The 21691-nt window shown below is 45.5% G+C and carries 21 protein-coding genes and 6 pseudogenes; 11 read left to right on the top strand and 16 right to left on the bottom strand.

Going from position 1 to position 21691, the window contains the following annotated elements:
- Window positions 1-48: 48 nt before the first annotated feature.
- Window positions 49-198: pseudogene (locus A8O29_RS22915) on the bottom strand (IS256 family transposase); the annotation flags it as partial.
- 345 nt (window positions 199-543) lie between these two features.
- Between A8O29_RS22915 and A8O29_RS00255 the strand changes: the two are divergent.
- From A8O29_RS00255 to A8O29_RS00235, 5 genes are all read left to right on the top strand, one after another.
- Entirely contained in the window at window positions 544-1095 is a 552-nt protein-coding gene (locus tag A8O29_RS00255; RefSeq protein WP_125355827.1) for a chorismate mutase, read from the top strand.
- Between the two features lie 205 nt (window positions 1096-1300).
- Entirely contained in the window at window positions 1301-2326 is a 1026-nt protein-coding gene (locus A8O29_RS00250; protein ID WP_125355829.1) for an ABC transporter substrate-binding protein, read from the top strand.
- A complete protein-coding gene (locus A8O29_RS00245; RefSeq protein WP_125355831.1) occupies window positions 2313-3143 on the top strand; it encodes an ABC transporter ATP-binding protein in 831 nt (276 codons plus the stop codon). Before A8O29_RS00250 ends, A8O29_RS00245 begins: the two co-directional genes overlap by 14 nt.
- On the top strand, window positions 3136-3972 hold the full coding sequence (locus tag A8O29_RS00240) for an ABC transporter permease (protein ID WP_420853902.1): 837 nt from the start codon (window positions 3136-3138) through the stop codon (window positions 3970-3972). The genes A8O29_RS00245 and A8O29_RS00240 overlap by 8 nt, the downstream gene beginning before the upstream one ends.
- A gap of 218 nt (window positions 3973-4190) precedes the next feature.
- Entirely contained in the window at window positions 4191-4970 is a 780-nt protein-coding gene (locus A8O29_RS00235) for an L-threonylcarbamoyladenylate synthase (RefSeq protein ID WP_125355832.1), read from the top strand.
- A 130-nt stretch (window positions 4971-5100) separates the two neighbouring features.
- Here the strand turns inward: A8O29_RS00235 and A8O29_RS00230 are convergent.
- Window positions 5101-5512 (bottom strand): annotated as a pseudogene (locus tag A8O29_RS00230) (IS66 family transposase); the annotation flags it as partial.
- 219 nt (window positions 5513-5731) lie between these two features.
- Between A8O29_RS00230 and tnpA the strand changes: the two are divergent.
- The 4 genes and pseudogenes from tnpA to A8O29_RS23020 all read left to right on the top strand — a co-directional run.
- The gene (tnpA, locus tag A8O29_RS00225; protein WP_125355834.1) at window positions 5732-6124 is read left to right on the top strand and encodes an IS66-like element accessory protein TnpA; all 393 of its coding nucleotides are present in this window, start codon (window positions 5732-5734) and stop codon (window positions 6122-6124) included.
- On the top strand, window positions 6121-6468 hold the full coding sequence (gene tnpB / locus A8O29_RS00220; RefSeq protein WP_042922210.1) for an IS66 family insertion sequence element accessory protein TnpB: 348 nt from the start codon (window positions 6121-6123) through the stop codon (window positions 6466-6468). The genes tnpA and tnpB overlap by 4 nt, the downstream gene beginning before the upstream one ends.
- 48 nt (window positions 6469-6516) lie before the next feature.
- A complete protein-coding gene (tnpC, locus tag A8O29_RS00215; RefSeq protein ID WP_125355836.1) occupies window positions 6517-8055 on the top strand; it encodes an IS66 family transposase in 1539 nt (512 codons plus the stop codon).
- 41 nt (window positions 8056-8096) lie between these two features.
- Window positions 8097-8189 (top strand): annotated as a pseudogene (locus A8O29_RS23020) (transposase domain-containing protein); the annotation flags it as partial.
- Window positions 8190-8427: 238 nt separating this feature from the next.
- Here A8O29_RS23020 and A8O29_RS00210 read toward each other — a convergent pair.
- From A8O29_RS00210 to A8O29_RS00195, 3 genes and pseudogenes are all read right to left on the bottom strand, one after another.
- Complete coding sequence (locus A8O29_RS00210; RefSeq protein WP_125355838.1) at window positions 8428-9204, bottom strand: DsbA family protein; 777 nt, start codon at window positions 9202-9204, stop codon at window positions 8428-8430.
- A gap of 27 nt (window positions 9205-9231) precedes the next feature.
- Window positions 9232-10365 (bottom strand): annotated as a pseudogene (locus tag A8O29_RS00205) (conjugative transfer relaxase/helicase TraI domain-containing protein).
- Window positions 10366-10546: 181 nt separating this feature from the next.
- A protein-coding gene (locus tag A8O29_RS00195; RefSeq protein ID WP_125355789.1) for an IS3 family transposase occupies window positions 10547-11712 on the bottom strand; the annotation gives its coding sequence in 2 pieces (ribosomal slippage) (window positions 10547-11448 and window positions 11448-11712; 1167 coding nt in all).
- 68 nt (window positions 11713-11780) lie between these two features.
- Here A8O29_RS00195 and A8O29_RS00190 point away from each other — a divergent pair.
- Together A8O29_RS00190 and A8O29_RS00185 are read left to right on the top strand one after the other, a co-directional pair.
- Window positions 11781-11969, top strand: a pseudogene (locus A8O29_RS00190) (integrase core domain-containing protein); the annotation flags it as partial.
- Window positions 11970-11985: 16 nt separating this feature from the next.
- Window positions 11986-12405 (top strand): annotated as a pseudogene (locus tag A8O29_RS00185) (IS630 family transposase); the annotation flags it as partial.
- A 372-nt stretch (window positions 12406-12777) separates the two neighbouring features.
- Here the strand turns inward: A8O29_RS00185 and A8O29_RS00180 are convergent.
- From A8O29_RS00180 to A8O29_RS00130, 11 genes are all read right to left on the bottom strand, one after another.
- Complete coding sequence (locus A8O29_RS00180) at window positions 12778-13398, bottom strand: helix-turn-helix domain-containing protein (protein ID WP_125355424.1); 621 nt, start codon at window positions 13396-13398, stop codon at window positions 12778-12780.
- 721 nt (window positions 13399-14119) lie between these two features.
- Window positions 14120-14545 (bottom strand): hypothetical protein, encoded by a 426-nt coding sequence (locus A8O29_RS00175; RefSeq protein WP_125355426.1) that lies wholly within the window; start codon window positions 14543-14545, stop codon window positions 14120-14122.
- Window positions 14542-15177 (bottom strand): HAD family hydrolase, encoded by a 636-nt coding sequence (locus A8O29_RS00170; RefSeq protein ID WP_125355428.1) that lies wholly within the window; start codon window positions 15175-15177, stop codon window positions 14542-14544. Before A8O29_RS00170 ends, A8O29_RS00175 begins: the two co-directional genes overlap by 4 nt.
- Window positions 15170-15811 carry a PI-PLC domain-containing protein gene (locus tag A8O29_RS00165; RefSeq protein WP_125355429.1) on the bottom strand — a complete coding sequence of 214 codons (642 nt, stop codon included), beginning with the start codon at window positions 15809-15811 and terminating at the stop codon, window positions 15170-15172. Before A8O29_RS00165 ends, A8O29_RS00170 begins: the two co-directional genes overlap by 8 nt.
- A 28-nt stretch (window positions 15812-15839) precedes the next feature.
- Window positions 15840-16493, bottom strand: coding sequence for an ABC transporter ATP-binding protein (locus A8O29_RS00160; RefSeq protein ID WP_246316604.1), 654 nt, complete (start codon window positions 16491-16493; stop codon window positions 15840-15842).
- A 56-nt stretch (window positions 16494-16549) separates the two neighbouring features.
- On the bottom strand, window positions 16550-17365 hold the full coding sequence (locus tag A8O29_RS00155; protein ID WP_125355433.1) for an ABC transporter permease: 816 nt from the start codon (window positions 17363-17365) through the stop codon (window positions 16550-16552).
- A gap of 11 nt (window positions 17366-17376) precedes the next feature.
- A complete protein-coding gene (locus A8O29_RS00150; protein ID WP_125355435.1) occupies window positions 17377-18390 on the bottom strand; it encodes a WavE lipopolysaccharide synthesis family protein in 1014 nt (337 codons plus the stop codon).
- Window positions 18387-18869 carry a hypothetical protein gene (locus A8O29_RS00145; RefSeq protein WP_125355437.1) on the bottom strand — a complete coding sequence of 161 codons (483 nt, stop codon included), beginning with the start codon at window positions 18867-18869 and terminating at the stop codon, window positions 18387-18389. Before A8O29_RS00145 ends, A8O29_RS00150 begins: the two co-directional genes overlap by 4 nt.
- A 3-nt stretch (window positions 18870-18872) precedes the next feature.
- Window positions 18873-20582, bottom strand: a complete 1710-nt coding sequence (locus tag A8O29_RS00140; RefSeq protein WP_148098784.1) for a hypothetical protein — start codon at window positions 20580-20582, stop codon at window positions 18873-18875.
- Window positions 20579-21349, bottom strand: coding sequence for a glycosyltransferase family 2 protein (locus tag A8O29_RS00135; RefSeq protein ID WP_125355441.1), 771 nt, complete (start codon window positions 21347-21349; stop codon window positions 20579-20581). Before A8O29_RS00135 ends, A8O29_RS00140 begins: the two co-directional genes overlap by 4 nt.
- Window positions 21343-21681: a cupin domain-containing protein gene (locus A8O29_RS00130; RefSeq protein ID WP_420853901.1), complete on the bottom strand. Its 339-nt coding sequence runs from the start codon at window positions 21679-21681 to the stop codon at window positions 21343-21345. The genes A8O29_RS00135 and A8O29_RS00130 overlap by 7 nt, the downstream gene beginning before the upstream one ends.
- Window positions 21682-21691: the final 10 nt, after the last annotated feature.

Here is a 21691-nt window from a genome sequence, read left to right as displayed (position 1 = left end):
TGGGATATGATCAATGCAAACCCGGTGTCGATACCTGAGATACAGTGCGTATACGAGGTGAACTACAGTGTTGTAGTCCTTACATTTAACGTATTTCAGGCTGTTGCGTTCCGTATGGATGATACACTGCTGGATTTGCTTCTGAAAATAGACGCTGCCTATCGGCAGGTCATCGACAGAGACAATCAAGATCTCCTGTAACCCCCGGTTTTACCCAGCTCAATGAGCCAGAACTTTGTCCGTTCCTTTTCTGCCAACAACATTTCCAGTTGCTCTTCGGTATTAGTGCCCGCGTGAGGTGTACGCACTTGTCAATCAAGCTGCCACTGAGACCGATTTTTACCACCATACATTGAAGAAAAAGATAGATAAACGGACGCGCATATAGGATGGCAATATTTTCAGGTGGAAGTACAGTCAACAAATATGTCTTTTATTAGACCGTAATAAGGCTTTACATTATTCTGGCGGGTAATAATCTGATAGAAAATTAGGGTATGATTACATATGCTAACCGACTAATTGAAAAAGAGGTGGGTTTAAATGCTAAGCAAAGTATCTGGAGCACTGCTGCTTATGGCTGGATCATTTTTTTCTTCGACCGCTGTGGCAACGCTAACACAAAATGACAAAGTGGCCTCATTGATTAACCAGCGTTTATCCTACATGAAGGACGTCTCGGGCTACAAAGCTAACAATCATCTTGCCATTGAAGATATACATCAGGAAATCAGAGTACTGTCCAGCTCAGTGCTTAAGGCAGAAAAATTGAGATTAGATGGCGAGTCGGTAAAACCCTTCTTACAAGCGCAAATGGATGCTGCCAAGGCGATTCAATATCGCTACCGTGCCGACTGGCTATCTGTGCAGGAAGGAGGTTGGCAACCAGCCTCTCTGGAACAGGTAAGATCAAAAATCAGCTTGTTAAATACCAAAATTCTTACCGATATTAGTACCCAATTATCAAAGGGTGAGCTATTTACCGACAAAACCAATTTTATTAAGCAGCTTTCCCAGACTCACTTAAAAGACAGCGATAAAGAATGCTTATGGTACTCATTGAAAAAAATCACATTAAAAAAGCAGGCGTTATAAAAATATTAAAATACCTACAGACATACCGTTTGATGATTAAATGACCATCGGTGTTGAAAGACGACCCAATCCAAAGCTGATTTTTTGCCGATGAGTTTAATTTTAAGCGTGTATCGATTAGTGTCGGTGGAATATAAGTTCGTGCAGATAAATATATATTTGACCATTTAAAAAAGATTGTTACATACTGATAAAGGAATCAGCTATGAAATTTGTTTTAAAAGGAATTATGGCGGGTTTATTACTGTACAGTCTTCACGCTGTATCTTCTTCCCTGCCACTGGAAAAGACGCGAATCATCATAGCAGTTGGAGGTAAAAGCGTTTTATACAATCTTCCGCTGACGATTGCAGAGCGAAAAGGCTATTTCAAAGAGGCTGGTTTACAGGTTGATATTGCAGATTTTGCTGGCGGTGGGAAAGCGTTACAAGCACTTGTTGGCGGAAGTGCTGACGTAGTCAGCGGAGCTTATGAACATACAATTACCTTACAGAATAAAAATCAGTATATTAGCGCATTTATTATGACCGGACAGGCACCGCAAATTGTGGTGGCTGTGTCACGAAAAACAATGCCGGATTATCATCAGATTAGCGATCTGAAAGGTAGAAGAATCGGTATAAGCGCACCGGGCTCCTCCACCAATATGGTGACAAACGTGGTGCTTGCCCAGGCGGGGTTGAAACCCGGTGATGTTTCCTTCATTGGTGTTGGCACCTCCGCTGGCGCAGTGGACGCCTTACGTTCTGGACGTATTGATGCCATCGCCAATACGGAACCGGTTATTTCTCTGCTTGAGAAAAGTAACGACATTATTATTGTCGCTGATACGCGGACAATAGCAGGCACAGAAGCCATTTTTGGTGGGCCAATGCCCGCGGGCTCATTGTACGCAAAAGAGTCATTTATGAAGAACAATCCAGAAACGATTCAGGCATTAACATCAGCGATGGTTAAAGCATTACGCTGGCTGAACACCGCATCTCCTGAAGAGGTGGCCGCTGTGGTACCCGAAAATTATCTTCTCGGGGATCCGGCCCTTTATAAGATGGCTTTTACCAATATTCGTCCTGCTATCTCCCGGGATGGTCTGTTTACACCGGTAGCCACAAAAACAGCATTACATGCCCTTTCGACGTTCGATCCGTCTATTAAGCCTGAGCGTATCGATTTATCACGAACATGGACCAATCGTTACGTGATTGAGGCACAGCGCAATGAACAGAAATGACCCTTACAGTGAGACGGCACTTCAACTGCACGCTGTTTCATATCGTTATGGTCAGTCTCGCTCACAGGCAGAAAGAACGGTACTGGCCGAAACCAACCTGAAGATTTCAGCCGGAGAGTTTGTCTCTGTAGTCGGGCCAACAGGATGTGGTAAATCCACATTGTTGAAGCTTTGCGCTGGCCTGCTCGCTCCTTCTTCTGGTCATATTACGGTATTTGATAAACCGCTGAACGGTATTAATTCACACGCAGGCTATATGTTTCAGGATGAAGTATTACTGCCCTGGCTGACGGTCCTGGAAAATGTGGTGCTGGGGTTGGGGTATCGCGGGATGCCAGCGACTGAATCTGATTCATTGGGCAGGTCATGGTTAACCCGTGTGGGGCTAAGTGTTGTTGCAGATTACTATCCTTCGCAACTATCCGGGGGCATGCGTAAGCGCGTGGCCCTGGCGCAAACCTTGATTCTTGATCCTGACATTATCCTGATGGATGAACCTTTTTCTTCGCTGGATATTCAAACCCGTCAGTTAATGGAAAATGAATTGCTTGCCATCTGGGAAAAAAAGCGTAGTGCGGTTCTGTTTATAACGCACGATCTGGACGAAGCCATTGCCCTGGCCGATAGGGTTATTGTCCTTTCGGCCGGGCCAGGCACACACCCAATAGGCGAATTTTCGGTTCCCCTTTCTCGCCCACGTGATGTTGCAGAAATTCGTACCGATCCAGTATTTGTCGGGTTACATAAGAATATCTGGAATGTCCTTCGTGACGAAGTGCTGAAAAGTTACCAACATAGTTTATCCCATTATGAATAATCAAAATTCCGAAATGAAACCAGCCTTGCTTGTGCTGGGTAAATTGTTTGTATTCTGCAGTGCGCTTACTGTTTGGGAAGTGGTATCGTGGAATCCACAGCTGGCGTTTTTCTTTGGTGATCCTCAGCGTGTGGTTATCACCCTGTGGCAATGGTTTACTGAAGGCGAGGGGGTTTTGGACATTGCCTGGGGAGACTATGTTCTCTATTCGTTACATTTTCCGGCGCAAATTTATCCTCACCTCATTATTACACTCACTGAAACCATGTTGGCATTTATTATTGGTACGGCAATGGGAATGGCGGCGGGACTTTTTCTGGGGATAAATCCGTTGTTATCTTCAATTTTCTCACCTTATATCAAAGCATTAAACTCGTTACCGCGCGTGATCCTCGCCCCCATCTTCGCTATGTGGTTTGGACTTGGTCTCTGGTCAAAAGTGGCTTTCGCTATCACCCTGGTATTTTTTGTTGTCTTTTTTAACGTATGGCAAGGGGTCCGTGACGTTAACCCTGTTCTGCTGGACAATGCCCGTATGCTGGGAGCAAATAAGCGCCAACAACTAATGAGTATTTACCTTCCATCCGCCACATCATGGGTATTCTCAAGCTTGCATATGGCTATCGGTTTGGCTTTCGTCGGTTCAGTTGTGGGTGAATATTTAGGTTCTTACCGAGGGGTCGGATATTTAATTCTTCAGGCTGAAGGAAGCTTTGACATTAACACAATCATAGCCGGAACATTGTTACTTACCCTCTTTGCTCTGTTATTAGACACCGGGGTTAGTATTATCGAGCGTTATGCATTTAATTACAGACAAGGTAAATGATTTCATCAGTTAAAAATATTTTGCAATGAGACAGTTTCAGAACAAAAATTTCGCTTTAGAGCTATATTGCTTGATGGACCCATTATTTCACAAGATACGCGAATTCCAGCTTGGACGACCAACCAATAGCAATACCTCATCGGTCACCTCTTACGATTCTGCATCAGAATGAAGTGTTGACCAATAAATTCAATCCTCTAATCGATAACGGTGTAACGATGAGCAATAAGACTATCCAGTGGAACGGCGGCTTACAGCCAGAAGCGGTAAAAATTCTATCTGCCAGCGGAGGCATGATTGTTTGTCCTACCAAAGTGGGTTACATCATTATGACCTCCGATGCCAGAGGCCTTGAGCGCAAATTTGATGCCAAGCAACGTAACCGCAACAAGCCGGGCGTGGTACTGTGTGGTTCTCTGGACCAGCTGAAAACGCTGGCGCAGCTGAACCCGGAAATCGAAACACTGTATCAACAGCACTGGGAGAAAGACGTTCTACTGGGCTGCATCCTGCCATGGAAACAAGAAGCTGTAGCACTTATTCCTGGAGACGGTTCTAAAGATCTGATGATGGATCGCCGTCAGACCAGCTGCTTCGTGATTAAATTCGGTGTACCTGGCGAAAGCTTGGCGAAAGAATTATGGGAAAAACATGGAAAATTTTCCTTCGCTAGCTCTGCTAACCCTTCAGGTCAGGGCAACAGAGGCCTGGTCGAAGGCATCGGCGAACGTATCGAATCGCAAGCTGACCTGATTATTGCCGCTAACGACTACGTGAAATCAATCCAGCCAAATGATTCAGAGAAAACCCGTTACGAGCAGGGTGTGATGGTTGCTATGGTGGACAAGACCGGCAAGCTGGTACCCGAGCAGAAAGGTGCACGTATGATCACGCCTTGCCCTGCGCTGATCCGTAAAGGACTGGACGTGGATAAAGTCATGTCAATGATGTCTGTCATCTTCACCACGTGGGATTACCGTCACGGTAACTACTACTAGGGGCGCGGAAAACCAAGATTATCACCTCTGATACATGGTCAGTTAAATATGCTTGGGCATTATAAGTTTTCGTTACCTGAAGATATTTTGAACGTAAGCGTACAGCGAGAATCGTATTGACGAACGAGGGCTACTCAGTTGGTAGTAAGATGCGCCATGGCAACAGTTCGCTGACCCGCTTTATCGGCCAGTCAGCAATAACGTCAAGGACATAGCGGAAGTAGCCTTCTGGAACCACATCGTTCAGTTTGCACGTTCCGATCAAGCTATACAGCAGCGCTCCCCTCTCACCACCGTGGTCAGAGCCGAAGAACAGGAAGTTTTTTCGACCCAGGTGACTATCCTCAGGGCTTTTTCGGCCAGGTTGTTATCCGCTTTCACCCAGCCATCCTCCGCATAGTACGTCAGCGCTGACCACTGGTTCAGGGCATAGACGAACGCCTTCGCCAGTTCTGAGTGTCGCGACAGGGTTTTCATCTTTTCGCGCAGCCAGCTCTCCATGGATTTCAGAAGCGTCTCGTTTTAAGCTGACGTTTTGCAAGTGACCCTGACCCAAAATCCTGCTCCATTCAGAAACCGAATTCCGGCATGATAATGACTCCCCTGAACGTAGGTGGTGCCGATGAAAAAGTCACGAGTCACCGAAGAGCAGATTGTCTTTGCCCTGAAGCAGGCTGAACGTAAGCGTCGTTCCAGCACCGTCTGGCAGAACCTGACATTTCTGACAACATAGTGGACACCAAATATGGTGGACGCTATCCATGAATTCATTAACTTCTGTTCGTAAAAAACACCCCAACTATCCCGTTGAGTTCAAAATCAAAATGGTCGAACTCTCATACAAACCCGGTGTATCAGTCGCACAACTCGCTCGTGAGCAGGGAATTAACGACAATCTGTTGTTCAAATGGCGTCAATACTGGCGTGAGGGAAAGCTTCGCGCGTCTCAACAATCTGATACCAACATGCCAGTGCTGATCCCTGTAACACTCAATACTGATACTGTTCCCGTTGTTCAGCCTTCATCGGAAGCGCATGAACCTGAAACACTCAGCGTCACCTGTGAAATAACCTTCCGGCACGGGACGCTCCGGCTCAACGGCGCTGTCAGCGAAAGCCTGCTGACAATGTTGATACGGGAGCTTAAACAGTGATCCCGCTACCGTCAGGCACGAAAATCTGGCTGGTCGCCGGCATCACCGACATGAGAAACGGCTTCAACGGGCTGGCCGCAAAGGTGCAGACCGCGCTGAAAGATGATCCGATGTCGGGTCACGTCTTTATCTTCCGCGGCCGAAGTGGCAGTCAGGTGAAGCTCCTCTGGTCAACCGGTGATGGCCTGTGCCTGCTGACGAAACGGCTGGAGCGCGGGCGCTTCGCCTGGCCGTCGGCCCGCGACGGCAAAGTCTTCCTCACCCCGGCACAGCTGGCAATGCTTCTTGAAGGCATCGACTGGCGGCAGCCTAAAAGACTGCTGACATCCCTGACTATGCTGTAACCCTCTTTATCCTGGTCGTGGGCGAATGAGCCTGGTAAAATACCTTGCATGAACAGCCCGCTTCCCGATGACATCGATGAACTGAAACGTCTTCTTGCCGAACAGGAAGCGCTGAACCGTGCCCTGCTGGAAAAGCTGGCAGACCGGGAACGCGAAATCGACCACCTGCAGGCACAGCTGGATAAGCTCCGCCGGATGAACTTCGGCAGCCGCTCCGAAAAAATATCCCGCCGTATCACACAGATGGAAGCCGACCTGAACCGGCTGCAGAAAGAAAGCGATACGCTGACCGGTCGGGTGGATGACCCGGCGGTGCAGCGCCCTCTGCGGCAGACCCGTACACGTAAACCCTTCCCTGAATCCCTCCCTCGTGACGAAAAACGTCTGTTGCCGGCGGAAGACTGCTGCCCGGACTGTGGGGGGGCGCTGAGCTACCTGGGTGAGGATACCGCCGAACAGCTGGAGCTGATGCGCAGCGCCTTCCGGGTTATCCGCACGGTGCGCGAAAAACATGCCTGCAGGAAGTGCGACGTTATCGTTCAGGCGCCGGCTCCCTCACGGCCCATCGAGCGGGGTATCGCCGGACCGGGACTGCTGGCCCGTGTCCTGGCGTCAAAGTATGCGGAACACACACCGTTGTATCGCCAGTCGGAGATCTATGCCCGCCAGGGTGTGGTGTTGAGCCGTTCTGTACTGTCGGGTTGGGTGGATGCGTGTTGTCGCCTGCTGTCACCCCTGGATGAAGCCCTTCAGCATTATGTACTGACCGATGGCAAACTTCATGCTGATGATACGCCGGTCCCGGTCCTGCTGCCGGGCAACAAAAAAACGAAGACCGGGCGCTTATGGACGTACGTTCGCGACAACCGTAACGCGGGTTCTTTGCTGGCCCCGGCGGTGTGGTTCGCGTACAGCCCGGACAGAAAAGGCATCCACCCGCAGACCCATCTTGCCGGCTTCAGCGGTGTGCTGCAGGCGGATGCCTATGCAGGCTTCAACGAACTCTACCGGGAAGGTCATATAAAGGAAGCCGCCTGCTGGGCCCATGCCCGGCGTAAAATCCATGATGTTCACGTTCGCACTCCCTCAGCGCTCACAGATGAAGCACTGAAACGGATCGGCGAGTTGTATGGCATCGAAGCGGATATCAGGGGAATGCCAGCAGAACAGCGGCTTGCCGAACGCCAGTTGAAAACGAAACCGCTCCTGAAATCCATGGAGAGCTGGCTGCGTGAAAAGGTGAAAACCCTGTCGCGACACTCAGAACTGGCAAAGGCATTCACCTATGCCCTGAATCAGTGGCAAGCGTTGACGTACTACGCAGATGACGGCTGGGCTGAAGCGGATAACAACATCGCGGAGAATGCTCTGCGGATGGTCAGTCTGGGCCGGAAAAACTACCTGTTATTCGGCTCTGACCATGGTGGTGAGCGGGGAGCGTTGCTGTACAGCCTGATCGGGACGTGCAAACTGAACGGAATCGATCCGGAACGTTACCTTCACCATGTGCTTGATGTTATCGCAGACTGGCCGATAAACCGGGTTGGTGAACTGTTGCCATGGCGCGCAGTCCTGCCCGCTGAATAACTTATCTTCGTCAATACGGTTCTCGGCATACGCTTACACATTACCTTCACCATGTGCTTGACGTTATTGCAGACTGGCCGGTAAACCGGGTTGGTGAACTGTTGCCATGGCGCGTAGTCCTGCCCGCTGAATAACTTATCTTCGTCAATACGGTTCTCGGCATACGCTTACAGCTGATATCATCTGCCGATAGTTGAAAGCCACCCCATGGACGCAAAACTTGTAATGAGCTGAATTAACAGCCAGGGGAAGGGACATCGGAAAGACTCCGGTTCGTCGCAAACCCCGGAGACAGGAAACACTGGTTTTTCCTGTCTCCGGGGTTGGACAACTGAGCATCGCGAGGGCGTCAGGCTCAGGGTCTGACTTTACTTATTTCGAAGCTTTACTGATGGCTTCAAGAATTTTCTGTGCAGGCGCAGCCCCAGGCAAAACAGTGATTTTATCCGGTGTCGACTGACTGACTGGCATAACAATCAAACCTGGTGTTCCGGTTAATCCCAGCGCTTGCGCCAGCTGATTATTTTTGTCCAGAATAACCTGAACATCCGTTTTGTCACCGGCGTCAATTTTGCTCCCTACTGAGGCTTTAGCGATGTCATCCGAAGTCAGTTCCCCTTCAAAATGACCTGTTGCATAAATACCATTGTGATAACGGATATAAGCATCAGCGCCACCTGATTTCCAGATTTTCAGACCAGTTTCGGCTGCTTTCTGCGAATTTTCCCACCGGGAAGCAAAGATTGGCCATTCCTTGAAGATATAACGGACATCGGGCCTGTTCTTCATAACTTTTTCAAGCTCTGGCGCGAGATGGCTGCAATAAACGCACTGATAATCGAAGAATTCAATCACAGCTACTTTCGCTCCGGCCGGCCCCACGATAGGAGTATCCGTATCACTGATCAAAGCCTGCTGATTTTCCATTACCTTCACGGCAAACATTGCCTGCTGTTTTGCCTCCTGCTGGGCCTTTAGTTTCTGGCTGACCTGGACGAGAACTTCAGGGTGAGCAACGAGATAGTCCGCAGCAATCTCACCTATTCTGGCCTCTTGCTCCGCAGTAAATACCGGTTTTGTCAGCGCAGCAGTAGCACTTCCCATAAATACGATGCATGTTGCCGCTACTGCAATTAATGACTTTTTCATAATTAACGGTGTTCCTTGAGCTTTGAATTAGCGTTCTTTTTGAATGGTTTTTGCGATATCAGGTTCGTTGATTTCCGACATCTTACCATTTTCCCGGAGCGCACCGGCAACATCTGCTGCATCACGATCCGCCAGTTCACCGGCGACCTGGCTTACTTCCTGACGTTCGGCTAACACGCGCTCAGCGTTCGTTACCGGTGGAGAAATCAGATCGCTGGCTGATTTAACACTGTCCCGTTCATTTTGCGCATCAGACGACCCCGCATCACCTTCATGCAGCAATACTGCCTGGATATCTGCATTTTCGGGTACCGCCTTTTGTACCGTATTACGGGCAATATCAATGATTTTATCTGCTGCTTCATTCTCATGTTCACTGTCGGGAAGTGCTGGAATACCCATCTCAGGCTTGATCCGGTTCACTGGGATGTCAGGCAATGTAATCGCTATATCCTGATTCACTGCAGACAGGACACTTCGTACATCAAGCTCAGGTACTGCCCCCCGGGTGAGTTTGAGCAAAGAAGAAGATGGCCTTATCTCACTGGTCTGCCACACCACACCATCCTGAGGATAATGGCGTACGGTATCAAGCGCTTCGGAAAAGGAACCCACAATCCGGGTATCCCCGCTTTCGCTTCTTTGCAAAATCGCCCCCTGAGCCCCTTCAGTCGCAAGCATGCGGGTCTCTCCCTGTGTCAGACGGCCTGTACTGGAGGCAACGAGGGAGACAAGAGCCAGCCCGGCATTTTTGCCGTTCTGATCATACAATCGCAGCGCCAGTGCAGGTTCCGGATGTCGACGGGTCGCCGGAATCACTTTCATTCTCATTGAATCATCAGGCAGGCTCTGATGTTTCAGTCAGGCACGTCCTATGGCTGTTCTGCCCGGCGGTTGCCCCATGGACCAGATCGCTTTTGCCTGCTGTCGCTGTGTTTCAGGTTTAAGCACATCATGAGCAGTTTTGAGTTCCTTGTCCGGCGTTTTAACAGCATTCAGCCACTTATTGAGCCCATCCGTATAAATCTGGACATGCTCTTTAGCGCGCGATGCTGTGATGTAAAATGCTCTGAGCGTAGCAAGGCCCCGTCTCCCTGCATCAGTACCTTCAAGAGAAATAACGTAATCCCGGCTGGTCCCCTGAGCACCATAGCCTGTCACAGCCCATCCATAATCAATATGCTGCTCAGCTCTGACTGCTGCTGGCTGGATCACCTTCCTGCCCTGCTCCCCTTGCAGGACAAGTTCACCATTATCTCTCACCTCGCTGACGCTGAACTTTGCGTTTCCAGTTTGCCCCAGTTCACGAGCAGTCGCTGTAAATCTGTAGTGGATCACAAAATCAGGACACCGGAATAACCTGCTTCCACTTTTCTTCATGCAGGTAAGGCGATAATCCACCATTGTTCGTATGAGGGCGGTACATGTTGTAATAACCATTTATCCACTGGTTTATGTCGAGTACCGCATGGCTAAAATCACCATAACCACCTTTGGGAAGCCATTCACTTTTAAGGCTGCGAAAGACTCTTTCCATCGGCGAATTATCCAGACAATTCCCTCTGCGACTCATACTTTGCATTACCCCATAACGCCAAAGTAACTTTCTGTATTTATTACTTTTATATTGAACTCCTTGATCTGAATGAAACAGAAGACGTTCATTACGCGGCCGTGTTTCCAGGGCATTACGCAAAGCCCTGCATACCAAATCAGCATCAGCGGTTAATGAGAGGGCTGAACCAATAATCCGGCGTGAATATAAATCAACAACAAGCGCGAGATAGCACCACCTGTCCTGCAGGCGAATAAAGCTGATATCGCCACACCAGACGCGGTTTGGTGCGGCGGGGTTAAACTGCCGGTTCAATAAGTTTGGCAATGCCGGACTGTTGTCTTCATTTATTCGGTAGCGATGTTTAACAGGCTGGTGACTGGTCAGCCCGCATTCCTGCATCAGTCGTCGCGCCAGCCACCGGCCTGCATCAACGCCACTCTGGCGTAACATCTGGCTGATTGCCCGACTCCCTGCAGCACCACGACTGAGAGCATGCAGTGCTCTCACCCGACTTCGTAATGCAATTCTTTGTACATTAACCGGATGCTTCACCTGCGCGTAATAAACGCTACGGTGAATACCGAATAAATGACAAAGAACCTGCACAGGCCACTTTGCTTTCAGCCGTGTGATTAGCGCGATAACTTTCCGGGGGCTTCGCTCATCAGCACGGCAGCCTGCTTTAGTATTTCTTTTTCCATCTCAAGACGTTTTATCTGCGCTTTAAGCTGCTGAATTTCGCGCTGTTCAGGAGTAATAGCATTGCCGACGGGCTCAATACCCAGAAGTTCCTGCTTATAAAGCCGTATCCATTTGCGCAAATGGTCAGGGTTGAGTTCGAGCGCCTGAGCAACTTCCCGTACATCTCGCTGGTATTTAACAACCTGTTCGATAGCTTCGAGTTTGAACTCCGGGGAAAATGTGCGTTTAGTCCGACGAGTTTTGATCATGTATCACCTCATGTTCACTGTTTTAACATTAACAGGATTTCGAGGTGTCCTGAATTACCGATCCACTACAAACGTACCGGACCGAAATACTGGATTTTTATCTGTTCAGAACGCTGAATGAAGTACGGGAAATCACGGAACGCTGGCTGAATGAATACAACAGTGAGCGGCCCCATGAATCCCTGAATAACCTGACGCCGGAAGAATACCGGCTGATGGCTGAGAAACCGGAAATCTCAAAAAGTGCGTGGAACTAAAGCTGGGATACTTACAGTAACACCGGGACAGAATGAAAAATACTACCTGGCCGGGGCGCTGCACAGCGGTACCGGAAAAGTCAGCTACGTTGGGGGCAACAGCAAGAGTTCGGTGCTGTTCATCGCCCTGCTGAAACACCTGAAAGCCACATACCGACGGGCAAAAACCGTCACGCTTATCGTGGATAACTACATCATTCACAAAAGCCAGGAAACGCAGCGCTGGCTGAAAGAGAACCCGAAGTTCAGCGTAATTTACCAGCCGGTTTACTCGCCGTGGGTGAACCACGTAGAGCGACTGTGGCAGGCGCTTCACGACACAATAACGCGCAATCATCAGTGTCGTTCAATGTGGCAACTACTGAGAAAAGTTCGTCATTTTATGGAAACCGCCAGCCCGTTCCCCGGAAGAAAGCATGGTCTGGCAAAAGTGTAGCGGTATTAGACGCAGCTATTTAGGTACTCGCAATGGTATTTCCAGAGACTTTTCAAATCGGTGGCCGGTGTGAATTCCGCACACTATATAAAGAAATAAAATTAAGCTATAGAAGCACCAAGTTGCCTATGAAAAAAACATTAAACAAGTTCAATATAAAGAACACGCTACCTTCTGTAGAACGTTTAAATATCGCCATGGGGCTTCACCTATAACATACTACTACTCATCAAAAAGATAGGTTCAAAAATAGTAGATCATACATATGAAAATCCTTAATTATAAGTTTGAGATCGAACCACAATATTTTTACAATGCATAAACAATCATGAATTTCAAAAAACCTCAACAAGGCTAACAATTCGTTGTAAATTAGAATGATTTCTCACGACTCTTCTCCATGCTCAACAACACGCCTCCCCGTCTAGTTATGATTAGTTTTTCGTTACGCATTTCTGCAAAAATATTCATGATGCTACTACGTGAGAGACCACTTCGCTCTTGAATATACTGTAACATTTTAATATTAACCCTATCGTTATCTGGCATTTTTCTAATCTCCTCAATATAACTCATAACTACATCACGGGAACGTTTGTTAATCAAACGTTCATCTCTACAGACCATATATCTAACATGAAATGATAAAATATCGGAAACAGAGTACCATAATCCGTGCAAGGAAATTATAGACTCGCCTTCACTAATTCCCATTATGACCAATTCACAAACAGAGTCTGATCTTATAATAAGATCGCTTTCGTCTTTACAAAATATTCTGTTAAGACCGAAGATGTACTTGCCTTTAACATTTCCTAGTAACAGACCATCCTGTTTACGTAATAGCGAAGCTGCACCAGACAGAAGTATGCACATTCGATTTTCATGCTTAGAATTTAAAAGCAACCTTTTCTTTGCGGGAATTTTAGTGATATTCTTATCCGCAATAAGCACCTTAGAAAGCAGATCAATTGAATCAGATGGAAATAGCATGGACAAATACCTAATTATATTAAATATGAACAATGCAATTATATCAAATGCATTACGCAAATATAAAATGTAAAAATGGACTTTGTATCCCTTCCGATTGTTGTGATGCCCTATCTGTTATTGGTCGGTGAATCACATATACTCTCAATGATACTCACTGCGAGATTACCACAAAATAAAACGATAGATATCTTCGCCATATAATTAAATCGTAGAAACGTTCAATTCAATCATAAAAGTAAAGTATTTCTTTTCATGGGAATTATGTATTTAACACAGTCGTAGCTACTATCAAAATGTAAATATTTGTTATAATTAAGAATCAAGACCTTGTAAATAATAATCATTCCCTACTATCGCATACAACGTCAGAGCACATGGTAAAGCGATTCAATAAGCAAATAAAAAACGTTTCTAGCGATCGATGTCATTGGCAACTACAAGTAAAGGCAACCTGAAAAAATTATAACATTAAGACTATAATAGCTAATACCGATTAATAAACTGGAATAGGTCTGAAGAACGGGAAAAACCGTGGTGATTCGCAAGATGTGGATGGCAAACATCCTATCCGCTATAATTAATATATAAAATCATTAGTTACTTCACAGATAGAAGTAACTACCATTAAAAAATACATAGAGTATAAAGTTAGACGATAGTAATAATCACTAATCTTTGCATATTTACAGTTTTTATCATCCAGAACTGGAGTGTTTATTCACTGGAGCTCTACTAACATAGCTTGATTCCATAAATCGTTCAGAGTGGCATGTCCTTGAGAGGGATTGAAAAATTTAATAGCACTTTGTCCACAAAAACGTAGCTGTCGAGCCATAGGAAACCAAATCACTCCGGAATCAGTATTATTCAGGTAGGCATTAACATATTTTGAGCGAATCATAGACAACTTATTTACAAACGAATTTTCCGTGCATAATGCCACTGGTAAAGATAAATCAATATATTCAATAGCAAACAAACTGACGCATAATGAAGAAATATTATTTCCAGGCAACGTAATTACTTGATCTACATTGTCAGCCTCACTTACTTTAAAAGTTTTAGGAATGCACCATATAGTATACCATTCCGACAATTTTTCCTGCGGAGGTTGGGATGAAGTCAGTATAAGTATAGGTTTCATTTGTGCGTATTCTCACAGAAGGTGATAAACTTCTTAATTCGATCAAAGGTAACATCGGAAGGGTCTTCCACACAAAGAACATGAGCCCCTGCAGCATTCGCAGCAGCAATCCCATGTGGATTGTCCTCCACAACGACGCATTCTGAAGGTTTCAGTTCAAGGCGCTGCATTGCCTTTAGGTAAATTTCCGGATCAGGTTTACCACGCGTAACGTCCTCATTAGATAAATAAAAATCTAAGTACGGTAAGAGATTGGCTCGACCAAGCATGGTCTCAATGCTCTCAGAAATTGAGTTTGATGCAACAGCAATCCGATACCCTTCCTTTACCAGCTGCGACAGGGCATGTTGATGATGGAAAACCGGCCAGCAATTTTGGTAAATAAGTTGCTTAGTATAAATCTGTTTCATTTCATTAATAAAATGATGGAGAGAATAAGGCAAACCATAACGTTCGGATAGGCGATTGAGTTTTTCCCATGTTGGCAACCCGTCGAATTCTTCTTTATGATCGTGCTCACTAATAGTCAAACCAAACAATGACAATGCTTGATTCATGGCAGAAAAATGCCATTCTTTAGCATCAATCAAGACACCATCCATATCAAATATCACTGCTCGAATTTTACTCATAGCATAGTTCCTTTTGTGCCAAAGCTGGCAAATCCGTACAAATCATTAAATATGGATGCAACCTTAATTCTTTAGGGAGATCCCGTAACATTGCCCACAATAACTTAGGACTGCGACCATGAAGTTCTGGTGAAACAATACACACCTGCTTTTTTTCTTCGTATAGCCACTGATGAAGTTGATCTGCATTTACAGAAATATTATGAAATCCATCTATCCAGAGAAACGAAGATAGAGCACTCAGAATGCCTTCAGGTTCATACTCGCTGAGTCGCGCAGCAACCTTCATTTTCATATTGATATATGCCAGAGTGTCAGGGACCGACATATCAAAACAAAAATAGTGTTCAATTCCAGCGTTGAGTAAAACAGCCTCTAGCTCATTTGCTAAACCATCGGATTTTATATTCAGTGCTAACGTACCTTGGCTACCTATGCGTAGATAATCCTCGAGCAAACTGCTCAATGGCATTGAATCATTCGTTGCCATATCATGGCTTATAACCAAGGTCCCATTATGATCTCTGATGTCAGTTTCCACCCCCCATCCTGCTTGCAGGGCAGCATTCAATGCTTGACGAGAATTTCTTTGGTTCGGCGTTTGCCAGCTTCCTCGATGAGCCAAAATTTGCATAAAACCCCCCTTAATAAAATGTTGTTAGTTACAGTGAGAAATAGTATTCGAGGGCACCTGACAACTCCCCATCGTAGACAAGACTGCCTTGCTCAAGAACAAGGCCGCGCGAACATATCTGACGGAGTTGCGTCTCATCATGGCTAACTAACACCAAAGTTCCCCCAGCCTTAATGAAATCCTTTATTCTGCTATAACAGCGAGTTTGAAAATCCCTGTCACCTACCGTAAGTGCTTCATCAATGATGAGAATATCGCTATCAAGATGAATGCCGACTGAAAAAGCGAGTCGTAAAAACATTCCAGAAGAATAAGTTCTTACTGGCTGAAATAAAGCATCACCTAGTTCGGAAAAATCGATAATAGTATCAATTTTGAGTTTAATGGATCTTTGCGACATGCCCAATATCGCGCCTGCTAAATAAATATTTTCCAAACCATTTAAGTCGTGATGAAACCCAGCACCAACTTCAAGTAGCGAGGATAAAGTACCATTAACAATAATACTGCCTGCTGAAGGCCGCGTTATTCTGGTCAACAGTTTTAAGAGTGTGGACTTGCCAGCACCATTACGACCTATTATCCCCAATGACTCACCCGGTTGAATATGAAAATTGACCGATGACAATGCAACAAATGGCAACGATTCAGTTGGTTTGCGAAATGCAAATGCAGTACGCAAAGTTTTCCCTGCCTGACTGTATCCAGGATATGTTTTACTAACATTCTCGAACTTTATCATTCTTGGTCTGTAACCTTAGCTTCATAGTAGATAAAAAATAGATAGCCACCAATGACACTTACTGCACAACCAAGCATATTTGCTAATAACATGGAAGCAGATGGTAATGGGCCAGCCAGTAGGGCATAACGAAACAGACCAATAAGACTACTTAAAGGGTTGAGATAAACAAGTTGCTTTAAGCCACTTGGTAATAGCCCCGGAGTCCAGACAACTGGAGTTGCATAAAATAGTGCTTGCATGAACAAAGGTATGATATGACGAAAATCACGAAAACGTAAACGAAGGATCGCGACAACACATCCGAGCCCCCACGCCGTCAAAGCCGTTACTCCAGCACAGAGCAGCATAAGAGGAATTTTACTTATAGATAAAATATCATTACCCAGTAATAAAGCACACAAAATCAAAAGAGAAATAATAAAATCAACACTACTAACCCCAAGGCCTGCAAGCGCCAAACCAATGCGAGGGAAATAGATCTTTTTAATCAGATGAACATTATTTAACAATGAATCACCAACGCTATTAACTGTTGATGAAAATAGCATCCACAGCACCAACCCACAAAGAAGAACCCATGCATATGGCACATTATACTCAGGCGGATTGAACCGTACCATGACACCAAACACAACAAAATACATAGCTAGATTTATAGCTGGATTAACGACCGCCCATAACCACCCTAATATTGTCTGGCGGTATCGCACAGTCAGATCACGGACAATTAGTTGCTTAACAAGATTGCGCACAAGCCATAACTCATACAATGTCGAGGTACTTTTTGGTTGAGAAATGAATTTTTTCATTAGGATTTCTGCTACTTTCTATGTAGGAATAATGTCAAAGCTAAACAACGTATTAATTTATTTCTTTGTAGCATTGCACGTATCAAATAACCAGTACGCCATAATTTCGTAACAGCCCAATCGAGCCATTTGCCTACGGAAAAGTTAGGGCCACCACCATGATAGTATTTATATAATCTGAGCCAACGTCGTTGAGTATACAAACTGAACAGTCCTCGAAACGGGTACCGCTTCCAATATTTTGGCCAGTGAAACCCCAATTTACTTGGGGAGTATGATATAAAATTAGCCAAATAATATTTTTCAGACAGTGTAACCAATTTAGGCGAACTCCGAAGGGAGCCCTCATAGACTTTGCGATTTGTCACCTTACCAATGGCATGAACCCAAAACCATTGTTCAGGAACATAGCGCCAGGCACTCCACAATCCAGGTGCGGATACGGGTTTGAACAACGCTTTTGTTGCCAGTGGGGCACTGAAGAATAACCTCACATCTTCTGTTTTACCTGCTAAAAGGATGTCACCAGGATGAAAAAGATAAGGTAAACTGCCCCGTGCATCTCGGGAAAACCAAGAGGCATTAATCACTCTCTTCGAAAATACTTGGTAGTCTAAATCTCTTTTCAGTTCATTCTCAATCAATACGTGTTTTTCTAACAAATTGATCAGTTTACGGGAAGAAATATAAGTATCCGTTCGTAGTTTTAACGCCAAAGGGCGTGTCGCGGCGGCCAATCCTGCATGTGAGGAGACCAGCAATCGATTTATATTACATAGGTACTCTCCAGCTTCATCTTTTCCGATGAGTGGGCCAGGATCTGAACTATGGATAATTCGAATTCCCAGAAGAGACAGATGATTAAGGATCATATCTTTTTCAATGGGTAACATTTCCCAGGTCGACAGTATTATTTCTGATGCGGGAAATGTCCGACGAGTACGGGCTAAATAATCCAGAAATTGGTTGAATGAACCATTTTTCATTTCAACGGGCCCCTGAAAGATAATGCTCAAATCTTTCATTTTCTCTTTTTCACCATTAAGCGAGCAACTCGACGAAGATTTCTGGTAAGAAATCCATTACAACGAAAAATTGAGCTACTTAAGATATGGAGTTCGAGTCGCCACATTGACAACTTATTTTCCGGAATAAAATTAAGCCAATTATTCCAGGCCCGCTGCCGAAGAAAATCTGCTCCGCCACTTAATACAATCCAAATACGGTGCCTGGACTTAAGTGCACTTTTAAGATAAAATTGGAATGCAGCCCATATGACCTCTGGTTTTTCTTGTATATTATTTTGATGAAGGATCACCACTAAATCATCAGCATTCTTAAAATTACGAACACACTGCATTTGTACTATATTGTCATCATTCAAAAAACCTAACAAACAGCTAGACATATTGAAATCTGGAAAGGTCGGCAAAACCCCCTCAATCCCAGCAGTCCATGACAAAACTTGCTCCTCTGTAGAGCTAATGACACTTATATTTTTCATATATTAATGCTCGTGAAGACCACGTAAGGTTTGCCAAAGTTCAATTACAGAGGAATTGAAAGCAACTTGTCGACTGAAATATTTCAACCATATGGCTCCAATAAAACTGCCTAAGAACAAACGCAATTTCTTGCGTGGCATTTCATCAGGCGAATCAGAGATAAAGGGTGAACTAAATGGGTTGTTATAAAGCTGTCGCGTCAATGAATCATGTCTTAACCAACCAAGCTTCTTCGTCGATATAGTATAAGAACTATCCAGCATTGCCTGTAGATATTCGACATCAAGAGGCATAGGAGACTCACACAAAACCTCACGATACCAGTCGTTTACCAGGTTCTGAAGATCCCCTCGCGTTTGCCATAACAGCTGAGCGATCAGACGATAGCGCCGAATGCCCGTAAATGGTTTACCCTCAAGTTGACGGACAAGAACATCGCTGCCGGTATAGCGCAAAGCGAAAGCTTTTAACCGACGAATAGCTTCCTGCTCATTGATATTTAAGGAGGGCCTTCGCCGCCCCCCCCACCACTCCATAGGAGCTCGCTCTAAATGAATATCTCCCCCAGCAGTGACCCCTCTGGTCACTCCAAACATATGAAAAACGCTTCGATAAGTCAGGCTTCGCGTCAAAGTGTAAGAATTAATTCTGGATGGGATACCTGCAAGTGCAGCTCGTATTCCATGCTCCACATCTTCATAATCATTCCAATACAGCGCTTCATTTTGTGGTAAGTGTTGCCAAACACTGCGCTTACACAAATATAAACTACCAGTTAAATAGTCCTGACCAAAGGACGCGCGGCAAGGATGTTGTGTGAAAAAATCCATAGACTCAAATTCTGGCAGCGAATTTCGATCAGGTCTTTTATCGCTACGAAGACATTCTGCAACCTGCTTCACGGCACAAAAATCGGAGTAACGCCGCGGAACGGCAAACCACCGGTCAGCGAACCAGTACGATGGAAAGGCAGTGAAGGGATAATCATCACCGAAGCGCTGAACGGATTGCATGAAATTCTCCGGCAGTAAAACCCTATCATGGAGAATACACAGATTCGGGTATCGAGCTGCTTTGGCCAATACGTTCTTCTTCCGGGTGATATGGATTGGTGACGCTGGTATATCTTCGCCAACAATACTTACTTGATCCTTAAACTTAAATCCTTCACCTGGGTCTCCACAAAGAATTATTTCATATCGCGGGACATTCAACTCTAAAATACGTGAGACACAGGTGTTGAGTGCAATAATATCTCCACCAGTAGGTATGCAAAAACTCCATTCATTAAGCCCTCTTTCTTGTTCAGCGGATAATGGGGCGGTTTTTACAAAAACCCGCACGGCACCACATCCGCGTTCAAGAACTTCCTCTCGGAATGAATCTCGATAATACGTTCGAATCAGTAAATCTGCTGCTTTATCGGATACATGAAAATATATCTTATCATCGAGAGCAAGACTATGTGTAACATCCCACAGGAGCAAAGCGTAAAGTGGTGTGTGATCAAAGTAGGACAAGAGTATATCTCCAGATGATATACCCTGAATTCTATCAAGCGCGGTCATCCGTCGTGACCGTATAGAAGTCTTCGCAAAAGTAATCGCACGAGCACAATCCCCGTACCCAGAATCTAATATTGAAGAATCAAAAGGTTGCTTGACTACGGGTTGATTAAGTGAACGGTGATGGGACAGGGCCATAATATTCATGCAGCCCCTCGGCTAGTCAACAAAGCTGACGTCAGTACAGAGCTTTCCAAAAAGACAGATAAGTCCTTTGGTGTTCCTAATCCGTGCATACCCATGCCATCCCTACCAATATTATAAACACCGATTCGGTATTTCCCTTCACGGCACAAATCGGTATAAACAGGAGCGACGTAAAATTCCCCTTGGCTTCGATCGTTTCGGGTAATCATTGCTCTGGCCAAACGACAAAAATCACTGCCTCGGCGGAAATTATATATCCCAACAGTGGCCTCATCAGAGACTACCTGCTTTTCTACAACACGATGCACCCATCCTTCAGCATTAGATTGCGCATACGACCATTTCGGATCACTTGATTTCATGGTCATAATTAGACCATCGAGATCGCTGGCATTCATCTCTGCCAAGTAATCGTTAATATCCACATCAACCCACTGGTCAGAATTTGCAATCATCAAAGGTTCATCATTATCAATGAAATCTGCCGCAGCAAGCACAGTACATGCAGCCCCGGCGGTGACGTCTGATAAGGCGATAATTTTGCTTCCCGGAGCAAGAAGAGAAAGCCGACGTTGAAAATCATAGCGCACTAAATGTGCCTGTTGGCAGACAAATATAAATCTATGGGGCATTTCCGGTCGCAAATTATTAATAACCAATTCGATCATCGGAATACCTTCTACAGGGATAAATGGCTTGGGATCAGTAAAACCTGCCTGACTAAAACGGCTGCCTCGACCTGCCATTGGGATTACAATATTCAACATCCCGCATTCCCATCGATATACTTGTCATTCAGTGCACCAGGATGCTTAACCACTACGGTAGTACAATCTTCCAGGGCTTCAAAGGATGAGGCTACGCCGGGTAAAAGCGTCAATATGTCTCCAGCAACCAACAATTCTCCAGCCATGAGCGCACGGCCGGAAATCAGAAGTGTAATTTCAGTAGCTACTTTGTGGTGATGAACAGCACCGACATATCCCGCAGCGAAAGATTGTACTGCTACCTCAACATCGCTGGTACCGTAGGCAGCAGGTGAAAATGCCCCCACGAACCAGCCGCCGGTCATAGCCTCTAAGCGAGATTTTTTAATCATACATTTCATA

The organism is Scandinavium goeteborgense (assembly GCF_003935895.2).
Classification (GTDB): Bacteria; Pseudomonadota; Gammaproteobacteria; order Enterobacterales; family Enterobacteriaceae; genus Scandinavium; species Scandinavium goeteborgense.
The sequence above is the reverse complement of the archived record's forward strand: the minus strand, read 5'-3'. Positions and strand labels throughout refer to the sequence as shown.